This is a genomic window from Chelatococcus sp. GCM10030263, from assembly GCF_042666455.1.
In the GTDB taxonomy this organism is placed as follows: Bacteria; Pseudomonadota; Alphaproteobacteria; order Rhizobiales; family Beijerinckiaceae; genus Chelatococcus.
Map to the genome: position 1 here is coordinate 16,180 of NZ_JBHTDB010000002.1, position 18,280 is coordinate 34,459.

At 64.7% G+C, this 18,280-nt stretch carries 20 protein-coding genes and 2 tRNA genes; 13 read left to right on the forward strand and 9 right to left on the reverse strand.

From position 1 onward, the window contains the following. Positions 1 to 173: 173 nt before the first annotated feature. The gene (locus ACFQU1_RS00070) at positions 174 to 353 is read right to left on the reverse strand and encodes a hypothetical protein (RefSeq protein WP_378128168.1); all 180 of its coding nucleotides are present in this window, start codon (positions 351 to 353) and stop codon (positions 174 to 176) included. Positions 354 to 688: 335 nt separating this feature from the next. Between ACFQU1_RS00070 and ACFQU1_RS00075 the strand changes: the two genes are divergently transcribed. Continuing rightward, positions 689 to 2,845 carry a hypothetical protein gene (locus ACFQU1_RS00075; RefSeq protein WP_378128169.1) on the forward strand — a complete coding sequence of 719 codons (2,157 nt, stop codon included), beginning with the start codon at positions 689 to 691 and terminating at the stop codon, positions 2,843 to 2,845. On the opposite strand, the gene ACFQU1_RS00080 is transcribed toward ACFQU1_RS00075, so the two are convergent. Beyond that, the gene (locus tag ACFQU1_RS00080; RefSeq protein WP_378128170.1) at positions 2,842 to 4,140 is read right to left on the reverse strand and encodes an MFS transporter; all 1,299 of its coding nucleotides are present in this window, start codon (positions 4,138 to 4,140) and stop codon (positions 2,842 to 2,844) included. The two genes, ACFQU1_RS00075 and ACFQU1_RS00080, sit on opposite strands and share 4 nt — an antisense overlap. Positions 4,141 to 4,604: 464 nt before the next feature. Then, positions 4,605 to 5,483 carry an MBL fold metallo-hydrolase gene (locus tag ACFQU1_RS00085; protein ID WP_378128171.1) on the reverse strand — a complete coding sequence of 293 codons (879 nt, stop codon included), beginning with the start codon at positions 5,481 to 5,483 and terminating at the stop codon, positions 4,605 to 4,607. Between the two features lie 318 nt (positions 5,484 to 5,801). On the opposite strand from ACFQU1_RS00085, the gene ACFQU1_RS00090 reads away from it, so the two are divergent. From ACFQU1_RS00090 to ACFQU1_RS00100, 3 genes are all read left to right on the forward strand, one after another. Further along, positions 5,802 to 6,359, forward strand: a complete 558-nt coding sequence (locus ACFQU1_RS00090) for a hypothetical protein (RefSeq protein ID WP_378128172.1) — start codon at positions 5,802 to 5,804, stop codon at positions 6,357 to 6,359. Positions 6,360 to 6,679: 320 nt separating this feature from the next. Beyond that, the gene (locus tag ACFQU1_RS00095) at positions 6,680 to 6,865 is read left to right on the forward strand and encodes a hypothetical protein (RefSeq protein WP_378128173.1); all 186 of its coding nucleotides are present in this window, start codon (positions 6,680 to 6,682) and stop codon (positions 6,863 to 6,865) included. 24 nt (positions 6,866 to 6,889) lie between these two features. Continuing rightward, positions 6,890 to 7,261, forward strand: a complete 372-nt coding sequence (locus tag ACFQU1_RS00100) for a hypothetical protein (RefSeq protein ID WP_378128174.1) — start codon at positions 6,890 to 6,892, stop codon at positions 7,259 to 7,261. Between the two features lie 75 nt (positions 7,262 to 7,336). Here the strand turns inward: ACFQU1_RS00100 and ACFQU1_RS00105 are convergent, their stop codons facing one another. Further along, entirely contained in the window at positions 7,337 to 7,744 is a 408-nt protein-coding gene (locus ACFQU1_RS00105; RefSeq protein ID WP_378128175.1) for a DUF6538 domain-containing protein, read from the reverse strand. 70 nt (positions 7,745 to 7,814) lie between these two features. After that, a tRNA-Ala gene (locus tag ACFQU1_RS00110) sits at positions 7,815 to 7,890 on the reverse strand. A 211-nt stretch (positions 7,891 to 8,101) separates the two neighbouring features. On the opposite strand from ACFQU1_RS00110, the gene ACFQU1_RS00115 reads away from it, so the two are divergent. The 9 genes from ACFQU1_RS00115 to ACFQU1_RS00155 all read left to right on the forward strand — a co-directional run bounded on the left by ACFQU1_RS00115 (position 8,102) and on the right by ACFQU1_RS00155 (position 14,822). Beyond that, complete coding sequence (locus ACFQU1_RS00115; protein ID WP_378128176.1) at positions 8,102 to 8,392, forward strand: YggT family protein; 291 nt, start codon at positions 8,102 to 8,104, stop codon at positions 8,390 to 8,392. Beyond that, a complete protein-coding gene (locus tag ACFQU1_RS00120; protein WP_378128177.1) occupies positions 8,370 to 8,741 on the forward strand; it encodes a DUF167 family protein in 372 nt (123 codons plus the stop codon). Before ACFQU1_RS00115 ends, ACFQU1_RS00120 begins: the two co-directional genes overlap by 23 nt. Further along, on the forward strand, positions 8,738 to 9,628 hold the full coding sequence (gene folD, locus ACFQU1_RS00125; protein ID WP_378128178.1) for a bifunctional methylenetetrahydrofolate dehydrogenase/methenyltetrahydrofolate cyclohydrolase FolD: 891 nt from the start codon (positions 8,738 to 8,740) through the stop codon (positions 9,626 to 9,628). Before ACFQU1_RS00120 ends, folD begins: the two co-directional genes overlap by 4 nt. Positions 9,629 to 9,659: 31 nt before the next feature. Further along, complete coding sequence (locus tag ACFQU1_RS00130) at positions 9,660 to 10,142, forward strand: isochorismatase family protein (RefSeq protein WP_378128179.1); 483 nt, start codon at positions 9,660 to 9,662, stop codon at positions 10,140 to 10,142. A 176-nt stretch (positions 10,143 to 10,318) separates the two neighbouring features. Beyond that, positions 10,319 to 10,732 (forward strand): succinate dehydrogenase, cytochrome b556 subunit, encoded by a 414-nt coding sequence (gene sdhC / locus ACFQU1_RS00135; protein WP_378128180.1) that lies wholly within the window; start codon positions 10,319 to 10,321, stop codon positions 10,730 to 10,732. Between the two features lie 11 nt (positions 10,733 to 10,743). Further along, positions 10,744 to 11,136, forward strand: a complete 393-nt coding sequence (gene sdhD, locus ACFQU1_RS00140) for a succinate dehydrogenase, hydrophobic membrane anchor protein (RefSeq protein ID WP_378128181.1) — start codon at positions 10,744 to 10,746, stop codon at positions 11,134 to 11,136. Positions 11,137 to 11,154: 18 nt separating this feature from the next. Next, complete coding sequence (gene sdhA, locus ACFQU1_RS00145; protein ID WP_378129684.1) at positions 11,155 to 12,990, forward strand: succinate dehydrogenase flavoprotein subunit; 1,836 nt, start codon at positions 11,155 to 11,157, stop codon at positions 12,988 to 12,990. Between the two features lie 40 nt (positions 12,991 to 13,030). Further along, the gene (locus ACFQU1_RS00150; protein WP_378128182.1) at positions 13,031 to 13,816 is read left to right on the forward strand and encodes a succinate dehydrogenase iron-sulfur subunit; all 786 of its coding nucleotides are present in this window, start codon (positions 13,031 to 13,033) and stop codon (positions 13,814 to 13,816) included. A 370-nt stretch (positions 13,817 to 14,186) separates the two neighbouring features. Next, positions 14,187 to 14,822, forward strand: a complete 636-nt coding sequence (locus tag ACFQU1_RS00155; protein ID WP_378128183.1) for an AprI/Inh family metalloprotease inhibitor — start codon at positions 14,187 to 14,189, stop codon at positions 14,820 to 14,822. 85 nt (positions 14,823 to 14,907) lie between these two features. On the opposite strand, the gene ACFQU1_RS00160 is transcribed toward ACFQU1_RS00155, so the two are convergent. From ACFQU1_RS00160 to ACFQU1_RS00175, 4 genes are all read right to left on the reverse strand, one after another. Beyond that, positions 14,908 to 15,756 carry a glutamine amidotransferase gene (locus ACFQU1_RS00160; RefSeq protein ID WP_378128184.1) on the reverse strand — a complete coding sequence of 283 codons (849 nt, stop codon included), beginning with the start codon at positions 15,754 to 15,756 and terminating at the stop codon, positions 14,908 to 14,910. A gap of 3 nt (positions 15,757 to 15,759) precedes the next feature. After that, a complete protein-coding gene (locus ACFQU1_RS00165; protein WP_378128185.1) occupies positions 15,760 to 16,269 on the reverse strand; it encodes a TerB family tellurite resistance protein in 510 nt (169 codons plus the stop codon). A 142-nt stretch (positions 16,270 to 16,411) separates the two neighbouring features. Continuing rightward, positions 16,412 to 18,019 (reverse strand): FAD-dependent monooxygenase, encoded by a 1,608-nt coding sequence (locus ACFQU1_RS00170; protein WP_378128186.1) that lies wholly within the window; start codon positions 18,017 to 18,019, stop codon positions 16,412 to 16,414. 174 nt (positions 18,020 to 18,193) lie between these two features. Beyond that, positions 18,194 to 18,269: transfer RNA gene (locus ACFQU1_RS00175), tRNA-Thr, on the reverse strand. Between the last annotated feature and the right edge of the window lie 11 nt (positions 18,270 to 18,280).

Consider the following 18,280-nt stretch of genomic DNA (forward strand, 5'->3'; position numbering starts at 1 on the left):
AGTAGCTCCGGCGGGTCACGGATGCGTCACAGATTGCGCTGCATGCAAAAATCACCACGTTATCCACCTGCCCGATGGAGGGGTTCACAAGGGGGAAGCGATCAACATCGATGCCCGCCAGCAGAGTGCTGATCCGCAGCTCTGCCGGGCGGCGCGGCACGGCGCCATGCCCTTCAGTTTTCTGCCACCGCCAAGGCGGCGGGAATGCGCGGCGCAGGTGCCGCGCCCACCATCACGATAATCCCGCCCGCAAACAGAAGCGTGCGCGTCGGCACGATGGTCAGAAGACTAGTGAGGAGGCCGGCGTCGAGCACGCTGAGCGCGACGCTGCGCTGGAAAGGCCTATGGCCCACCCGCGCTCGGTCTCCTCCTTGCGGCCCGGCGGGATCGTTTCGAGTGCGCTTGGCTGCGAATGCTTCTGCTTTCCCTACGTCGGCGGCAGTCGCAGAGCTAGCGAACTAACGCTGTATATTCAACGGCAAGACACTATAAGTGAGTGCCGTTATACGCTCGGTCACGAATTCAACTCATGAAGCGTGCGATCTTCACCGCACATACCGGAAGAATAGGCGGATGTATTATGTGGGCCTGAATAGGAGCTGCCGCCGGCGCATATCTGAAGGCCCGCATCGGGCGTGGTCCGCCGAGTCCGATGGAATGTTGAGCCGACTATTGGGGGGCGACGATCATGAGCGCATTCAACAAGCGCAATAGTCGCGACAAGGCCGCGAAATCGGCAAACGGAGCCGTGGCGGGCACCCTGGACCTTGTCTCCGACGCTGCGGCAAGCGGCGGCAATGGAAGCGGTATAGGGGAGGATGCCGATCTGCGGGGGTGGGCGGCGCGCATCGCCGGTCTGGACTTCACCTCCACTGGGGTGCTTGCGCTTCGCGCAGGAGCGGTGCCTGCGGAGGCCGCGCTCGTCTTGGACTGGCTCAACACGCTGCTCTACACAGGCCGGAATCGGGAACTACGGGACAGCCTTCTCGTGTTGCCGCCGGAGATACGCGACCGGCCCTTGTTCGCGATCTGGTCGGCATTCGCGCGCTTGCCCCAGGAGCCCGCAGCCGTACGCGACCTGCTGGCTGAAATGCGCCGCACCCTCTCGCCGGACGAGGCGCCTGTCGAATTTGTGCTGGCACTTTCCGGTGAGGTTCAGGCGACGCTGTCTGAGTGGTCGGATTATCGAGAGTTGCCACCGCTCATCGAGGAGATCGATCGCGTGCAGCCTGGCCTCGTCGGCCTGCCAGCGGCCCTGGAGCAGCGGCTCATTCTCGTGCGTTGCATGGCGATGCTCGTCGGTTGGCCTACGCATCCACAAATCGAGGCCGCGCGCACGCATATAGAGACACTTCTGCCGCGGCTGACGCCGGGTTCGCAGCTTCTGTTCGGCAGCGTCTTGATGAACTACCTGATCTGGTGGCGCGGTAACCTGACGGGCGCGCGGCCTTATCTGGAGGCCCTGGAAGTGCTGGCGCGCCGGGGCGACATGCCGCCTTTGGCCGTCATGGCCTGGTATTATGGCGCCCTGTCCTTCGCCTATCGCGAAGGCGCGCTGGACCGACTGCAGCAGCTGACCGACGCCGCCGTTGCCTTCGCGGAGCAGCACAGCGTGTCCCACCGGCTCTCTAACGCATTTTGGGTCGTGGCGCAGGCCTATGCCGACGCGGGGGACTTCGGGCGGGCCGAGGCCGCCATCACGCGCTACGTCGCGAGCGCTCCTGAGCGGTGGAGACGTGCCGATCTGCTCGGCGCCCACTATCTGCGCGCCCTGGTGGCCCTATGTGAATCCAACCCCGACAAGGCCATCGCTGAAGCGATACACGGACGCGAGTACGCCGTGCGATACGGAGGACCGCATCAAGCTGCACATCAGGCCATGGTGCTCGCAAGGGCCATGGCGATGAAGGGCGACAGGCAGGCGCTGGTCCATATCGAACATGTGCGCCAGATCGCTGAACGCACGGACAACGCCAATTTCCGGATCCAGGCGACCTTCGCCGAGACCGTGCTGGCGCATGTCCAGGGACGCCGGTCGGACTTCGCGGCCGCGTGGCGTTCCGTGGTCGAGATCGCACTCCAGTTGGGCTGGCGGCAGATAACCGGCATGCAGCGCGAATTCACCGCCGAACTCGCCAATAACGCCTTGGGACTGGGGGCGGGAACCAAGACCCGGCGATTGATCGCGCTCTGGCAGCTGGTGCCGCCGCGCAATGGCGTTGTCCATGAGACATGGCCCTATCCGGTTCGGATTCGTTCGCTGGGTGGGTTTGAAATCCATGTCGACGGCCGGCGGTTGGAGGCGCAGGGGGGAAAGGCGCCGCGAAAGCCGCTGGAGCTGCTGTGGCATTTGTTGGCGCAGGCGCAGGACTTTCCGCAAGACGCGCTGGCGGACTGGCTATGGCCGACGCTCGACGGCGACAGAGCGATGCACGCTCTGCGAACGACCATCTATCGGCTGCGCCTTCTCATCGGATCAAGGAGCATCCGGCACGAGAACGACCATATCGGCCTCAACGCCGATCATGTGCAGACCGACTTTCGTGACCTGAAGCTCTCACTGGACGCCGTTGCGGATGCAGCGGCGCCAAACGCGCGCCGGCTCGATGCCCTCGACGCCACGTTGCGGCTCTACCAAGGCCAATTTCTTCCCGGCATTCGGCTCGAGGCGATAGCAGACGTACGTCGACGCACGCATGCCCGCCTAAAATCAGAGTGCGTCGGCCTCCTCTTGGCTCAGGACTCGCAGGATCCTGCGACCGTTCTGCGCGCGAGCAGGCTCAGCGTCATCGCTCCGGAAATCATGTGGCCAGCCTCGTTTTCGGTTCGCTCCCTTGAAGCCTAGCCGGCAACCCGCTCGCGATGGATCAGCAACCCGGCGCGCCCCGCGCCACGCGCCGGCATCGCCTCGACATCGCGCGCATAGGTTCGGTAAAGCAAGGTGATGATGACCCCATTGGCAATCATGGCGCCCACCAGCACGCCGAGAAACACCGGCTTGAGCCCATGAATGTCGCCTAGCCATCCCGCGCCGAGACTGTACATCGCCCACGTCAAGGATTCGACGATCGCCACGAGGATGGCGAAGGCGAGAGTGCGCAGCGCCGGCGGAACGACGGCCATGACGATCGGCCTGTTGACGCCGGGGTTCCCACCCATCGCCAGCCCCATCAAGAACCAGAAGACCATGAAGATGGAGATTTGGTCCCAATTGAACTGGGTGCCGACGTAAGCGAAGCCGGCGAACAGAAACTGTACCCCCTGAAGGAACAGGATGCGGCCTATGCCCGGCCATCGCCTATGCATACGGTCGACGACGATCGCACCACCGATGGCACCGAGGAAGTAGCCGATGCCGAACGGCCCCAGAACGAGCGCTGCCGTCTGGTTCGAGAAATGATAGACCTCGGTGAGATATACTACGCCAAAGCCCACCAGCAGGAGGTGTCCGGACAACAACCTCGAAAGCAGCATGATGAGAAAGCTCGGGATGCTGAAAAGGGTCGCGAGCGCCCCGGTTATAGATGCGTCTGCACTTGAGTTTCGGTCAGCCGCGGTTGCTTCAGATGCGCCGAGGCCGGGGTCCCGGAAAGTCGTGAAGACGAGCACGCCTATCGCGATATTGAGTGCCCCTACCGTCCAGAGCCCCATGCGCCAGCCGTTCTCGATGCCCGAAAGCTGCCCGAGCGCTGGACCGAGCACCGAGGCAATGAGGCTCAAGGCGCCATAGAGATACCCGACAGCCCGCCCACGCGTCGCGTCGTCGAACAGATCCGCGAGGATGGCGGTGATGATCGGTACAGCGCCGGCATAGCCGGCCGCCAGGATGCAATAGAAAGCGAGCAGCGTGGCAAAGCTGTCGGCGAAGCCGGCGCCGATACCCCAAATGCCCCACAGGCCGGCGGCGGTGAACAGGACTGCTTTGCGGTTCCAGCGCCGCGCGAGCCATGCCCAAAGTGGGCTGAACAGCGCTCCACTCACCTTGGCGCCAGCCGAGAGCACGCCGAGGTCAGTCAGAGAAAGGCCAAGGCTCGCCCGTATGGCGGGGAACAGGATGACCAGGATGCCGCCTTCGGCATTGTTCATCCCCAGCATGGCGGTGAGAACGGTGAGGTGGCGCCACCGGTGGGGAACCTGCACCCTCACCGTCCTGGCGGAGGATACGCTGTCTTGAGGGGGCCCGCTCGGCTGTTCCACGATTTCGGGCCGGCTCACGGTGTGCAGCCTCTCGATGAGGCGCTGATGGAAGTTCGGAGGGACTGTCGCCGGCCCGTCCGCAGTCAGCGACGACAATCAAGCGAACCTTCAAGAAAAGCAATGGGCACCTTGCCAAGCCACGGATGCGCATTCCAGGGCAACCGCGGATATCGCCTGTGCTGCATCTGCGCGGCACATACCAGGTGAGATAAGCACCATTTACCCAGTACGGGCCGCGCTTCGCCGACGGCAGATTTTGATTGGGCTTCCCTCGGGACTTGGCGCCTGGGCTTCGTCACAATCCGGACCGGGAAAGACCGTCAGGCGCTGCAGTTCCACGGGTCCTTGCCGTGGACGATGCCATGAGAAGTCCGCTCCTGGCTGATCCCCTGTGTTACGGAGGGGCGTCATCTCCCTTCAAGGATCATCGGTTCTGCGACGAAACGGAAGCCGTCCCCCGCGCGCGCCACATGGCCGATACCGGGCCATGGCGCGTGATAGCCAATCACGCGCGCACGCTCATCTGCCATACGAGCAAGCAGGGCAAGCCGGGTCGTCGCTCCGATCTCGGCGTCGTAATCGTAGGCATTCGGTGTCGTCGGAAAGTCAAATGACAACGGCACATGAAATATGGTGTCGCTGAGCACATGAAGTTGCTCTCCTTCCGATGAGACGACGAAAGCCATGTGCCCCGGCGTATGGCCCGGCGCCGCCACGGCGCAGACGCCAGGCAGCACCATGTCGCCACCGGTGAAGAAGTGCATCCGGTCCCGCATCGGGACCACCTGCTCCCGGAACCCCGCGACAGCCACATCCAGCGCTGGCTCGTCGCACGCTTCCCAGAAGCGCCATTCAGCTTCGGATATATGAACGGCGGCATTGGGGAAGTTCGGGATGCCGTTCGTGCCCATTGTGCCCCAGCAATGATCGGGGTGGCCATGGCTGAGGATGAGGTCGGTGACGGTCTCCGGGGGAACGCCCGCTCGGACCATGTTCTGCTTCAACCGCCCCGCCAGAGGGCCGAACAAGTCCGATTGCCCCATGCCGTTATCGAATAGCACCACGCGGTCATCCCATTGGAGCAGCAAGCAGTTCTGCTCGGCGCGGATCGGGCCGCGGGGAAGAAAGGCCCTATTGAGACTCGCGTCGATCTCGTCGTCAGAAAGGGCCGTGAAGATCGCGCCGGGCTCGGCCAGAAGAATGGGGCCATCGGACACCACGCACACCCGCATCTTGCCGATGCGGCAGCGATAAAATCCAGGCGGTGCCTCCGCTTTGCGTACCAACGTCGCCTCCAGTCTTTCCCTTGCCCTTCTGCACCGCCACCGGATCGCGGGCAAGCGGGGAAGTTTGCGTCCGCAGACTTGCCCGCCATCATATTAACCTTATCCAATACCAGGGTCTTCGGTGAGTTGAATCCGTGACGTATCGGCTCGAACGCCTCGCCTATATTCCGCGCGCCGTGGTTCCGTATCTAAAGGCCGCCGGTTGCGCCGCTCGGCCGTGAGGTTTGGCGCATCCCGAAAGCTCTAGTGTTGGTGGACACGGCACGACGGCCGGCAAAAGAAATACAGAAATACAGTGACAGCGAAAGGGCGTATGCCATGAAAAACTTTGTGTGCGGCGCAATTCTATCGGTTTTTTGTGCGACCGTTTCCGCGCAAGCCCAGACAACAGCGACTCAGGACAACAGCAGCTTCGAGATGCCAGCCGCCGATTGGCTGCTGGTTCAAAGCGCCGCGCAAACGAGCTTCAATGGAAAAACTCTGACCCTGAAGGGGATCAATCCCAAGACGGTCATGTTCGCGGATCGTCCTGACCGCATGACAGGCAGTGTGGACACGCAGTCCTTCGTCGGTAACTGGAACCAGGGCAAGGACAGCATGGAGAAGGATCCGCCGAACGCGACCTTGAGCACTATCGTCGATGGGAAGGAAGTGCTGTCGGTCGTCGAACTCACCTCGCCCAGGCTCGATGGCAATACGCTGAGCTATTCAGTGCGGCTGTTGCAGGGCACGCCGCCGAACGAGGGCACCATGGCAACCCTGTTCATCGATTGGTGGATGGGCCCGCGCGGCGGCATCTGTCGGCACAGCGCCTGGGGTCGCGTCTATTGTGTGCCGAGCTACGGCCGATATCCCAATCCTGCCTATCGCAACTGAGGCGATCAGCACACCACCAAACTTCTTCCAGATGCTCGCCGGCGCGCGTACCTGGAAGATATCGCTTGCCGCTTCCGAATTCCTGACCTTCGGTTCGTGCCAGTGACGCCGCGCCATAACTCCCCGAGCCCTACAGGATAAACGCCATGCAGCTCACGCAATTCGATGGGCGCTGCGAGCCTCTGCCTTGCCCGAGCGCGTTACTCGGAGACGGCGAGTGAGCGGCCCCGCACGCGCACCTGGGGCTGCCTGTACGGCTCCGTCATGATATGTCTCGCAGGCAGGTCGAGGGGGCCGGCTTGCGTTGGATCGGGGGACAAATGAGGCATCAGTCCGAACACAGCGCTGCGCGTCTCGAGATGCTGCGCCGCTTCCGCGACATGTACAGGAACTGTCACTTCGACATGGACCTGTTCGATGCCGACGACGGCTATCTCCAGACCACGCTGGCGGATGCCGAACGCATGTCCCTGCGGTTCTTCGTCGAGTATAACAATGCGTGGTGATTCGCCATCATCAGCGGCGTGGACGTGCCATCGATCGGCTATGATGCGGAGACCGACACCGGCTCCATCGTGCTCGACATTCGCTATGGCGACGAGCACCTGCTAGCCATGCAGCACATCCAATTCAGCGATGACCGCATCGTTCGGCTCCAGACCTATGCGTCGAACAGCTTCTTTGCCAAGGGCAGCCCTCTGGTCCGCCTCGATGCCCATGGCAATGCGATCTGGCTGGAGACGGGATACGATCTGGAGGTTTCAAGCGAAGCAGCGGAGGTGTTCCTGCGCACGCCCAAAGGACGGCATTTCGCGGAGCAGGAACAGACGGGCCCCGCCATTGCCCGCATTACCGCCAACCTGGCCGACCTGCGCAAGCGCTATGGCTGGAACCGCGCCTGAAGACCAGCACGGGGGATGTGCGCCCGTGGCGCAAAGCGGCCGATACCCGTGCCAGTCTTGGACTCCCTTCCCCCCTCACGGACGCTGATGAGGGCCGGACCGTCCCGAAAGCACACTTTGAGCTGCACAGGATGACTCAGGTAGAGGCGAAACAAGCCCAGCCCCTCGACAACCTCCTGCGTCATTCGCTCCGCCACGTCGCGCCCCCACGCTCAGCTCGATCGGTGAGGTTTGTTCCGTAGCGGGTGCGCGGGCAGTCAGCTGGCGCCGCGCCTCGTCGAACTCCGCCTCGACTTTGATCCGCTCGATGCGGACCCGGCGCTTGGCCTCAACGGCGTCTGATGTCCGCAGCGAGCGTCGATCTCGCCTTGCCGAGGATCCGCCGCAGCTCGTCCGGCACGCGGACGCGCGGCCAATACGCTTTCGCAAAGCGGGAGATGTTCGCGTCGCCGCCCCATCCGGTTCGATGCCGATCTGCACCACCTTTGTGGACGACCAGCACGACCAACCAACTGACGGCGTTTTTTCCGAAATCCAACAGCCTGGGTTAGGCTGGTGGAGCTGAGGGGATTCGAACCCCTGACCTCTGCAGTGCGATTGCAGCGCTCTCCCAACTGAGCTACAGCCCCGACTTGGCAAGTCCGCGCCTTGTAGGGCGCGCCGACGGGATCTGTCAATCGTCGTGATCGATGGCACGCGCACCGGCTGCCCTTCGGCTGCGGCGCCCGCAAGCGCGGGCAGTGCTCTGCATGGAACGCGGCTCCGATAGCCGCGCACTATTCTTGTGTGCGAGAGGGCTGGCGGTTACACAGGCCAGAGGATGCAACGGCAGGCGGGCCCATGATCTCCCTCATCAATCTCGTTCTCACGATCATCAATATCTACACCTGGATCATCATCGCCGCAGCGGTCATGAGCTGGTTGATCGCCTTCAATGTGATCAATCCGCGCAATGGCATCGTCCATGCCATCGGTAATTTCCTCTATCAGGTCACCGAACCCGCCCTGAGACCGATCCGCAACATCCTGCCCAATCTCGGCGGCGTGGACATTTCGCCGATCGTTCTGCTGCTTCTCCTGTGGTTCATCTCGAGCTTGATCCAGGAATATGCCTTCCGACTGGTTTTTTGATCCTGATCTTCCCTGGCGGAAGACGGCCACCGGCCTCGCCGTCGCCGTGCGCCTGACGCCGCGGGGTGGTCGCGACGGGCTTGACGGGATTGCCGTTCTCTCGGACGGCCGCACCGTCGTGAAGGCACGCGTCCGCGCCGCGGCGGAGGATGGTGCGGCCAATGCGGCCCTGACCGCGATGCTCGCCCGCGCAACCGGCCTGCCCGCGTCCGCCGCACGCCTGGCGGGCGGCCATAAGATGCGCCTCAAGACGGTCGAACTCTCCGGCGAGCCGACGGTTATCGTCGCAGCGCTCGGCGAAGCTCTCGGCCTCACCGCCCCGCTCAGCCCTCAAGGAGCCGCTTCATGAGCGCCGCGATCATCGACGGAAAAGCCTTTGCCCAGAACCTGCGCGAGCGCATCAAGAAGGCCGTGGCCGATCTGGCGGGACGAGGTGTCGTGCCCGGCCTTGCCGTCGTTCTCGTCGGCGACGATCCGGCGAGCCAGGTTTATGTGCGCTCGAAGGCGAAACAGACCATCGAGGCGGGCATGCGCTCCTTCGAGCATCGCCTGCCGGCGACCACGAGCCAGCACGAGCTCGAATCCCTCGTTGCCCGGCTCAATGCTGACGAGGCGGTCGATGGCATCCTGGTGCAGTTGCCGCTGCCGGCGGGGCTCGACGCCGCGCCCGTCATCGCGAAAATCGATCCGGCGAAGGATGTCGACGGCCTCACCGATATCAGCGCCGGCCGGCTCGCAAGCGGCCGCCGCGGCCTCGTGCCCTGCACGCCGCTCGGCGCCATGCTGCTCGTCAAATCGGTGCTGCCCGATGTGGCGGGAGCAGAGGCCGTCATCGTCGGCCGCTCGAACCTGGTGGGCAAGCCGGTGGCGCAGCTCCTTCTCCAGGAGAACGCCACCGTGACGATAGCCCATTCGCGCACCCGCGACCTTGCCGCCGTCTGCCGGCGCGCCGATATCCTGGTGGCGGCAGTCGGCCGGCCGGAGATGCTCGGCGCCGACCATGTGAAAGAAGGCGCCGTCGTCATCGATGTCGGCATCAACCGCGTGCCCGCGCCCGATCTCGGCCCGGACAAGACGCGCCTCGTCGGCGATGTCGCCTTCGAAGCCGCGGCGGCGAAGGCCCGGGCGATCACGCCGGTGCCGGGCGGTGTCGGCCCGATGACCATCGCCTGCCTCCTGCGCAACACGCTGACGGCCGCCTGTGCGCGGCACGGCCTCGACCTGCCGGCTCTGTGAGCGGCAGCCTTGCACCGAGAGGACGGGATGAATGGGCCAGCCGGTTCGCCTTCCGCAGGATACCGCGCTCGTCATCATCGAGCCCGTCGACCAGCTTGACGCGGCCGCCGCTGTGGCCGTCGCCGGTCTGCTCGCCGGCTGGCGGGACGCCGACATGCCGCGCGTCCGCATAAGCGCGGCAGACGGAACTCGAGAAGGGGGCGAGCCGGTCATCCGCCGGTCGAGCCCCTCTGTCTTCGGCAGCACGGCGCTCGATTCACGCCTGACGGCGGCCGGCATCACGACCCTCGTTTTCTGCGGCAGCAACCACGACGGCGCCCTCGGCGCGGCGTTGAGAGAGGCCGCCGAACGCGGCTATCGCGTCGTCGTAGCCGGCGACGGCTGTGCGCCCGCGGCACCGGATGATTTTGCTGCTCGTGCGAAGCTCGCGGCTGCAGTCGACATTCTCAACGGCCTTGCGCTTTTGGCGGCTCGCAAGAGGCCCTGGCCGACAGTTCCGGCCAAGAGCCTGTGATTGCATCGGAATTTCCAAAATTGGGCTGGTAGCGGCACGCCGCGAATGACATTTTTCGAAAATTGTCACCGCCGCCGGTCCTTACCGCATTGCGATTGCGCCATATATTGAGTACCAACCGCCCAGCTTCGATCAGCTCTAGACTGTCCTTTCGAGAGGTCCCCGGAGACCCGACCATGGCCGAGGCGAAAGCGCCCGCGACCGGACCGGCAACGAGCCGGCCGCTCTCCCCGCATCTGCAAGTCTGGCGTTGGACCTGGACGATGGCGATGTCCGTCTTCCACCGCGCGACGGCCATGGCCCTTTATGGCGGCACGATCCTGCTCGTCTACTGGCTCGTCGCCCTGGCGAGCGGGCCTGAGGCTTTCGCCACCGCGCAATGGCTGTTCGGCTCCTGGTTCGGCTATCTCGTACTGTTCGGCTATACCTGGGTGATCTTCCACCATTGTCTTGGTGGCGTTCGCCATCTCGTCTGGGATACCGGCCGCGGCTTCGGGCCGGCAGAGCGGCTCAATCTCGCTCGCGGAACCCTCATCGGCTCCATTGCCCTGACGCTCCTCACCTGGATCGTCGCCCTGTCGTTGCGCTGAGGAGGCGAGGCGTGAGCGAGTTCGACTTCAAGATCCGCACGCCGATCAGCCGCGTTCGTGGCCTCGGCTCCGCGAAATCCGGCACCGAGCATTTCTGGCGGCAGCGCCTGACGGCGATCGCCAATATTCCGCTTGTGCTCTCCTTCGTCATTATCGTCGCGCTCATGCCGGGCAGCGACTTCGGCTCGGCCCGCGCGTTGATCGGCCAGCCGCTGGTCGCGATCCTGCTCCTCCTTCTGGTGATCTCGGTGACCATCCACATGCGCATCGGCATGCAGGTCATCATCGAGGACTATGTTCATGGCGGCGCGAAGGTGGTCGCGGTGCTGGCCAACACCTTCTTCGCCATCATCGTTGCGGCATCGGCCATTTTCGCGGTGCTCAAAATAGCTTTCGGGATGTGAGCCATGGCTGAGGCGCGGATGAACGGCGGGGACAACGGCGCGGCGAAGCCGGCCATCAACGGCCAAGCCTATCCGGTTACCGACCACACCTTCGACGTGGTGATCGTCGGGGCCGGCGGCGCGGGCCTCCGCGCCACCGTCGGCTGCAGCCAGGCTGGGCTGCGCACCGCCTGCATCACGAAAGTCTTCCCGACGCGCTCCCACACGGTTGCGGCCCAGGGCGGCGTTGCCGCCTCGCTCGCCAATATGGGGCCGGACAACTGGCAGTGGCACATGTACGACACCGTCAAGGGGTCGGACTGGCTGGGCGATCAGGATTCCATCGAATATCTCGTGCGCAATGCCCCGGCGGCCGTCTATGAGCTGGAGCATTGGGGCGTGCCATTCTCGCGCACGGTCGACGGGCGGATCTACCAGCGGCCGTTCGGCGGCATGACGACGGATTTCGGCAAGGGCCCGCCCGCTCAGCGCACCTGCGCCGCCGCCGACCGCACCGGCCATGCCATCCTGCATACGCTCTACGGTCAGGCGGTGAGGAACAACACCGAGTTCTTCATCGAATATTTCGCCATCGACCTCATCATGGATGAGGATGGCCGCTGCCGCGGCGTGGTGGCGCTCAAGATGGACGACGGCACGATCCACCGCTTCCGCGCCCATCTCGTCATCCTGGCGACGGGCGGCTATGGCCGCGCCTATTTCTCGGCGACGTCAGCCCATACCTGCACCGGCGATGGCAATGCCATGGTGCTGCGCGCCGGCCTGCCGCTGCAGGACATGGAATTCGTGCAGTTCCATCCCACGGGCATCTACGGATCGGGCTGCCTGATCACCGAGGGTGCCCGCGGCGAGGGCGGCTATCTCACCAATTCCGAGGGTGAGCGCTTCATGGAGCGCTATGCACCATCGGTGAAGGATCTCGCGCCGCGCGACATGGTCTCGCGCTCCATGACCATGGAGATCCGCGAGGGCCGTGGGGTCGGCAAGGACAAGGACCACATCTTCCTGCACCTCGACCATCTCGACCCGGCGGTGCTGCACGAGCGCCTGCCCGGCATCTCGGAATCGGCCAAGATCTTCGCCGGTGTCGACGTGACGAGGGAGCCGATCCCGGTTCTGCCGACCGTGCACTACAACATGGGCGGCATTCCCACGAACTTCCACGGCGAAGTCCTCACGCTCAGGGACGGCAATCCGGACTATGTGGTGCCCGGCCTCATGGCCATCGGCGAAGCGGCCTGCGTTTCCGTGCACGGAGCCAACCGCCTCGGCTCCAATTCCCTGATCGACCTCGTCGTTTTCGGTCGCGCCGCGGGGCTGCGTGCCGCCGAGATCGTCAAGCCCGGCGAGAAGCATGCCGAATTGCCGAAGGGCTCTGCCGATCTCGCACTCGGCCGGCTCGACCGCTTCCGGTATGCCGACGGCGGCACGCCGACCGCCGAGCTCAGGCTGCAGATGCAGCGCACCATGCAGAACAACTGCGCCGTGTTCCGCACCGGCGAGGTGCTGGAGGAAGGCCGCACGCTCATCCAGGAAGTTTGGAAGGGCTCTGCCGACATCCGCGTCAGCGACCGTTCGCTCATTTGGAATTCCGATCTCATCGAGACGATGGAATTCGACAATCTCATCGCCCAGGCGGTGGTGACGATGGAAGGCGCGGCCAACCGCAAGGAGAGCCGTGGCGCCCATGCCCGCGAGGATTATGCCAACCGCGACGACACCGCCTGGATGAAGCACACGCTGACCTGGGCCGATGTGACGAAACAGACCGTCACTATCGATTACCGGCCGGTGCACACCTACACGATGTCGAACGAGATCCAATATATCGAGCCGAAGGCGCGGGTGTACTGACGCGCATGCCGAGCCCCCGGGGCTCCCAGGACCTGACACAATGGCCGAATTCGCCCTCCCCAAAAACTCCCGGATGACCGAAGGCAAGGTTTGGCCGAAGCCGAACGGCGCCGCCCATACGACGGAATTTCGTGTCTATCGCTGGGATCCGGACACCGGAGCGAACCCGCGCATCGACACCTATCACGTCGATCGGGACGACTGCGGCCCGATGGTCCTCGACGCCATCATCTGGATCAAGAACAAGATCGACCCGACACTGACCTTCCGGCGGTCCTGCCGCGAGGGCATCTGCGGCTCCTGCGCCATGAATATCGGCGGCGCCAATACGCTCGCCTGCACCAAGGGCATCGACGAGGTGGCCCGCAAGGGCGTCGTGAAGATCTATCCCCTGCCGCATATGCCGGTGGTGAAGGACCTCGTGCCGGATCTCACGCGCTTCTATGCCCAGCATGCCTTCATCGAGCCCTGGCTGCAGACCTCGAGCCCGACCCCCGAGAAGGAATGGCGCCAGAGCCACGAGGATCGCCAGAAGCTCGATGGCCTCTACGAGTGCATCCTGTGCGCCTGCTGCTCCACCTCCTGTCCGAGCTACTGGTGGAACGGCGACCGTTATCTCGGCCCGGCGGCGCTGCTGCAGGCCTATCGTTGGCTCATCGACAGCCGCGACGAGGCGACGGGCGACCGGCTCGACCAGCTGGAAGACCCCTTCCGGCTCTATCGCTGCCACACCATCATGAATTGTGCGAATGTGTGCCCCAAAGGCCTCAATCCGGCAAAAGCCATCGCCGAGATCAAGCAGATGATGGTGACCCGGCAGGTCTGACGGGAGGGATTTTCCACGCGGCGTCTCGTCCCCGTCAATCGGCCCACTGGTCAAGGCCGATCAGAATTATCCCTTATATGCCATACGATTGGCGCCCGCCGCGGCGCCTGTTGCGCGGAACACCGTTACCTGAACCGTGCAGCATGATCAGGACCGGCCGATGGTTGCATCGCCCCTCGTCCGAATAAATCATTGCGCTGCTCATCGTCACATGCAGGCCCCATAAGGCTGCTTTAACGGCTTTCACTGATACTGCTGCAAATTCTCCGGTCTTGCCGCGGCCCCGTGCTTGATGCACATCATGACGGATCTCCGACCAAGGTAATGAGCTTTGCTGGACGGCATGTCAGTTTGGAGGAGAACGCGAAGGATGCAGTCGACGGTGCGTGAACTTGGATCGAAATGGGCCGTGACGGCAACGGCTGTCATGCTGCTCGGGCTCAGCGCCTGCGCTTCCGATCGCTTCGGCGGATCACCCGGAGCCGTGGCCAGTCAGCCGCGCGGCGGCGTCTATGCGGGCGGGTCCGACGACATCGAGCCTGCGCCGACGGGGCCGGCGCCCGAGGTGATTTCGAGCCCGCTTCCCCCGGCCCCGGGCGCCCAGGTTGCGGCGGACCCGAACTTGCCCCCGCCAGGCGCGCCGGGCCCGCTCGATCCGTCCTTGGGCCAGCCGACGCCGGGCAATGTGGCGAGCCTGGGCACACCGAGCGCGGCGACACCGCCGGCTCCCTCGCGCACCTCGATCACCGGAAGCTGGACGGCCCGCGAGGCAACCGGCGGTTCCTGCCGCATGACCCTGTCGAGCTCCCCTTCGCTCGATCTCTATCGCGCTTCGACCTCCGGCTGTTCCAACCGCGATCTGCGGAGCGTCAATGCTTGGGACCTGCGTGACGGCGAGGTTTATCTCTATTCGCGTGGCACCGTCGTTGCGCGCATGAAGGGCGGCGGTGGCTCCTATAACGGCGTTGTCGCCAAATCGGGCGCGCCTTTCACTTTGTCGCGCTAAGCCGATCGGCGATGCGGGCATGCCCGCATCCGCCACAGGCGCTCGACGAGGCTCGTCTCATCAGCCTTGAGCAGGACAGGCGCTTTCAGCCGGTCACCGCCGCTGGATCGGTGGCCGGTTCGCGCACCGACGTTTCGGTGAGGCGGGTGGCGGCGGAAAGTTCGCCGCAGATCCCGCCTTCGAGCCAGCGCCCGAGAAAGCCGTCCAGCCAGCGCGCGACCGCGGCGTCGTACATGAAGCGGCCGCGATGGTGCAGCGCCGCTTCCTGGGCGCCGGGCAGCGCCAGGCGCTCCGCACCGCGCGTCGTCCAGCGATAGACCATGGCGTGGGTCACTTCCGGGTGGAATTGCAGGCCGACCGCGGCCTCGCCAGCGCTGATCGCCTGCACCGGAAACTCGTTGCCGGTGGCGAGCACCGTGGTGCCCGGCGGATCATCGAGCCCTTCCCGGTGCCATTGATAGACGAAGGAAGGCCAGGGTGCCCCGAGCCGCGCGGCGAGTTCGTCCCCCGCAAAGGTCGGATGGATGGGGAAATAGCCGATCTCTGCCCGGCCTTGCGGATGGGGCGCGACCCGGCCGCCCAGATGCTTGACGAGCAGCTGCGCGCCGAGGCAGAGGCCGAGGAACGGCTTGTTCTCTTTCAGGGGGAGGCCGATGAAGTCGATCTCGGTCTGGAGCCAGTCCTCGTCGTCATTGGCGCTCATCGGCCCGCCGAAGATCACCACGCCGTCATGGCCATCGAGCGTCTCTGGGAGCGGATCGCCGAAGCGCGGCCGGCGGATGTCGAGCGCATGTCCGCGCGCGGCGATCAGTCGTCCCACGCGTCCCGGCGACGAATGCTCCTGATGCAGGATCATGAGCACCGGCTGCTTTTCCGCCGGAAGGCCTGTTGCCGGACGGAAGGCGGGCAGTTCGGTCGACGGGCCACGTGCCATCTTTCACATCCCTCCTGTCGCCTCGCCGGCCTCCGCGCTCGTGGCCTGCCGGCGCACATCGGCGGCCACCGCGTCGTCGAGCCCGAGCAGGGCGGCGGCGCGCCAGAGGAGATCGTCTTCGAGTTCCCGGATCGCGCCGTCCGCCTTGGCGATGTCCCAGGCAAGGCGCAGCAGATGCTGCCGAGCGGGAATATCGAGACTGCGGCGCAGCGGCGCGATCAGCGCTTCGATATCCGCATTGCCGCGGTCGGCCATCTCACCTTCGGCAGCGAGCGCTTCCGCATCCTCCGCCGTCAATCCGAACTCGTCCTGAAAGAGATCTTCCAATCGCTGCCATTCGGCCGGCACGATGATGCCGTCGATTCGCGCGATATGGACGAGCAAGGTCGCGAGCGCCAAGCGCTCTTCCCGCGCCACATCATCGGCCGCGTCGTCTACCGGCTGCACGCGGTCGACGAGGTGGCGCACGAAAGAGACGAGGGGAGACGGGCTGTAAGGCGATGCTTTTGGCATGGAATCTACAGTCGAGAGTGACCCATTGCGGATCAGGGTACAAGCGCGCTCCGCAAGGCGACGATGCCCATGCCGATCACAATGGTGGTAAAGCAAGGGCGAGGCCAGGCCAGCCGCTGCACCGCGCGTCAATCTGCCGCCGTCACTCCCTGACGGTCAGGATTTGTCCGAGCGTGGCCGCAAGCCCCTCTTTCGTCCAGGGGCGCCCGTGGTAGGCGATGTAACCGTCGGGCCGCACAAGATAGCCGGTATTGTGTTCCGACCAATAGGCGCGGGCGAAATCCCCGCCCTCGTCGCGCAACACCGTCACTTCGACGAGCGGTGGCACAATGGCGCCGGCGCGCATGATCGCCACGAGCCTGACCTGACGGCCATAGCGGCCCTTCAGCCAGGCGGCGAGCGCCTCCAGCTGCTGCTGCGCCGCGAGACCGGCGTCGGTCGAGACCAGAAGCACGTGCTGGGTGCCGCGCAGGACATCGAAGAGCCTGAGCGGAAAGCCGATCCGATCCTGCGCCAGTCCCCAGGCATCGGGCGCACGGTCGCCCTTATGGGGCGCCTCGGCGGGAATGGCTTCGGCCTCCTCCAGGCCGAGTGGCCCGCCACGATAGGCGACGCGGATCTGCGTGTCCGCGAGCCGATCGACCTGCCCCTTCTCGCGGCCGTAATTCTCGCTCTGCGCGCGCGTGCGGGCGACGACCTCGGCGCCGACCGGTCGCCGCTCCGTCTCATAGCTGTCGAGCAGGGCTGGGGGAGCTGCACCACGCAGCACGTGGGCCAGTTTCCAGGCGAGGTTATAGGCATCCTGGATGCCCGTATTCATGCCCTGCCCGCCTGTCGGCGGGTGGATATGCGCCGCATCGCCTGCGAGGAAGACATTGCCCGACCGGTAGCGCGCGGCAAGTCGCATGCTGATGCGGAACCGCGAGGCCCAGCGCAGGTCGGAGAGACGCGGCTGCCCAGGAACGAGCCGATCGGCGACCGCTTGCAGCTCGACGAGCGACACCTTTCCTTCGCTCTGCAGGCCGTGGTCGGTGCCACCCACCTCGATGCCCGGCGGCGCCAGCATGGAGACCCGATAGCGATTGCGCTCCGGCAGCGGGATGGCGATGAACATATCCGGCGGGCCGTCATCCATGGGCTTCAGCGCGCGCATCGCCATGCCGCGCGGCAGATCCCAATCGATCGCCACATCGCCGAGGGCGAAACTCCAGGGATAGGCATCCCCCTCGAAGGGAATGTCGAGCGCATGGCGCACGGCGCTATGGGCACCGTCGCAGCCGATCACATAACGGAAGACGGCCTCCTCGCGACCTTCGGCCGTTTCGAGCGCGACGGCGACGCCCTCCTCGGTCTGGCGGAGCGCGGCAAGAGCGATGCCCCGCTCGACGACGCCCCCTATGCGATCGAGATGCTCGGCCAGGATCCGCTCGGTCTCGTATTGCGGCACGCCGAGCTCGCCATAGGGCAGATCGGAGAGATCCCGCATCTTGTCCGGAATGACTTGGCCGTTGATGACCGAGCGCAAGCCGGTGATCCACACGCCGGCCTCGACCATCTGCCGGGCGACGCCCATGTCCTCCAGCACCTCGAGGCTGCGGGGCGTCACGCCGATAGCACGGCAATAGGGCAAGGGCTTCTCGAGCCGGTCGATAATGCGGCAGCGCACGCCGTGGCGGGCGAGCTCGGCCGCGAGCGTCAGCCCAACGGGCCCTGCCCCGACGACGAGAACATCCATATTGCGCCGATGCATGCTTCCTCCGAAATGCCGGCTCTCACGCGCGAGCGAGAGCGTTGCGGTCAATTTCTCATATCGGGAAACAAGCTGCCATCAAAATGGCCGCCACGGAACGCGAGGCGGCTATGGGCGAGCCCCCACGCGCGGAAAAACCCGCTTTGGGTGTGAAGAGAAATGGCGAGGAAGGAATGGTGCCGCTTACAGGATTCGAACCTGTGACCCCATCATTACGAATGATGTGCTCTACCAGCTGAGCTAAAGCGGCAATAGCGATCC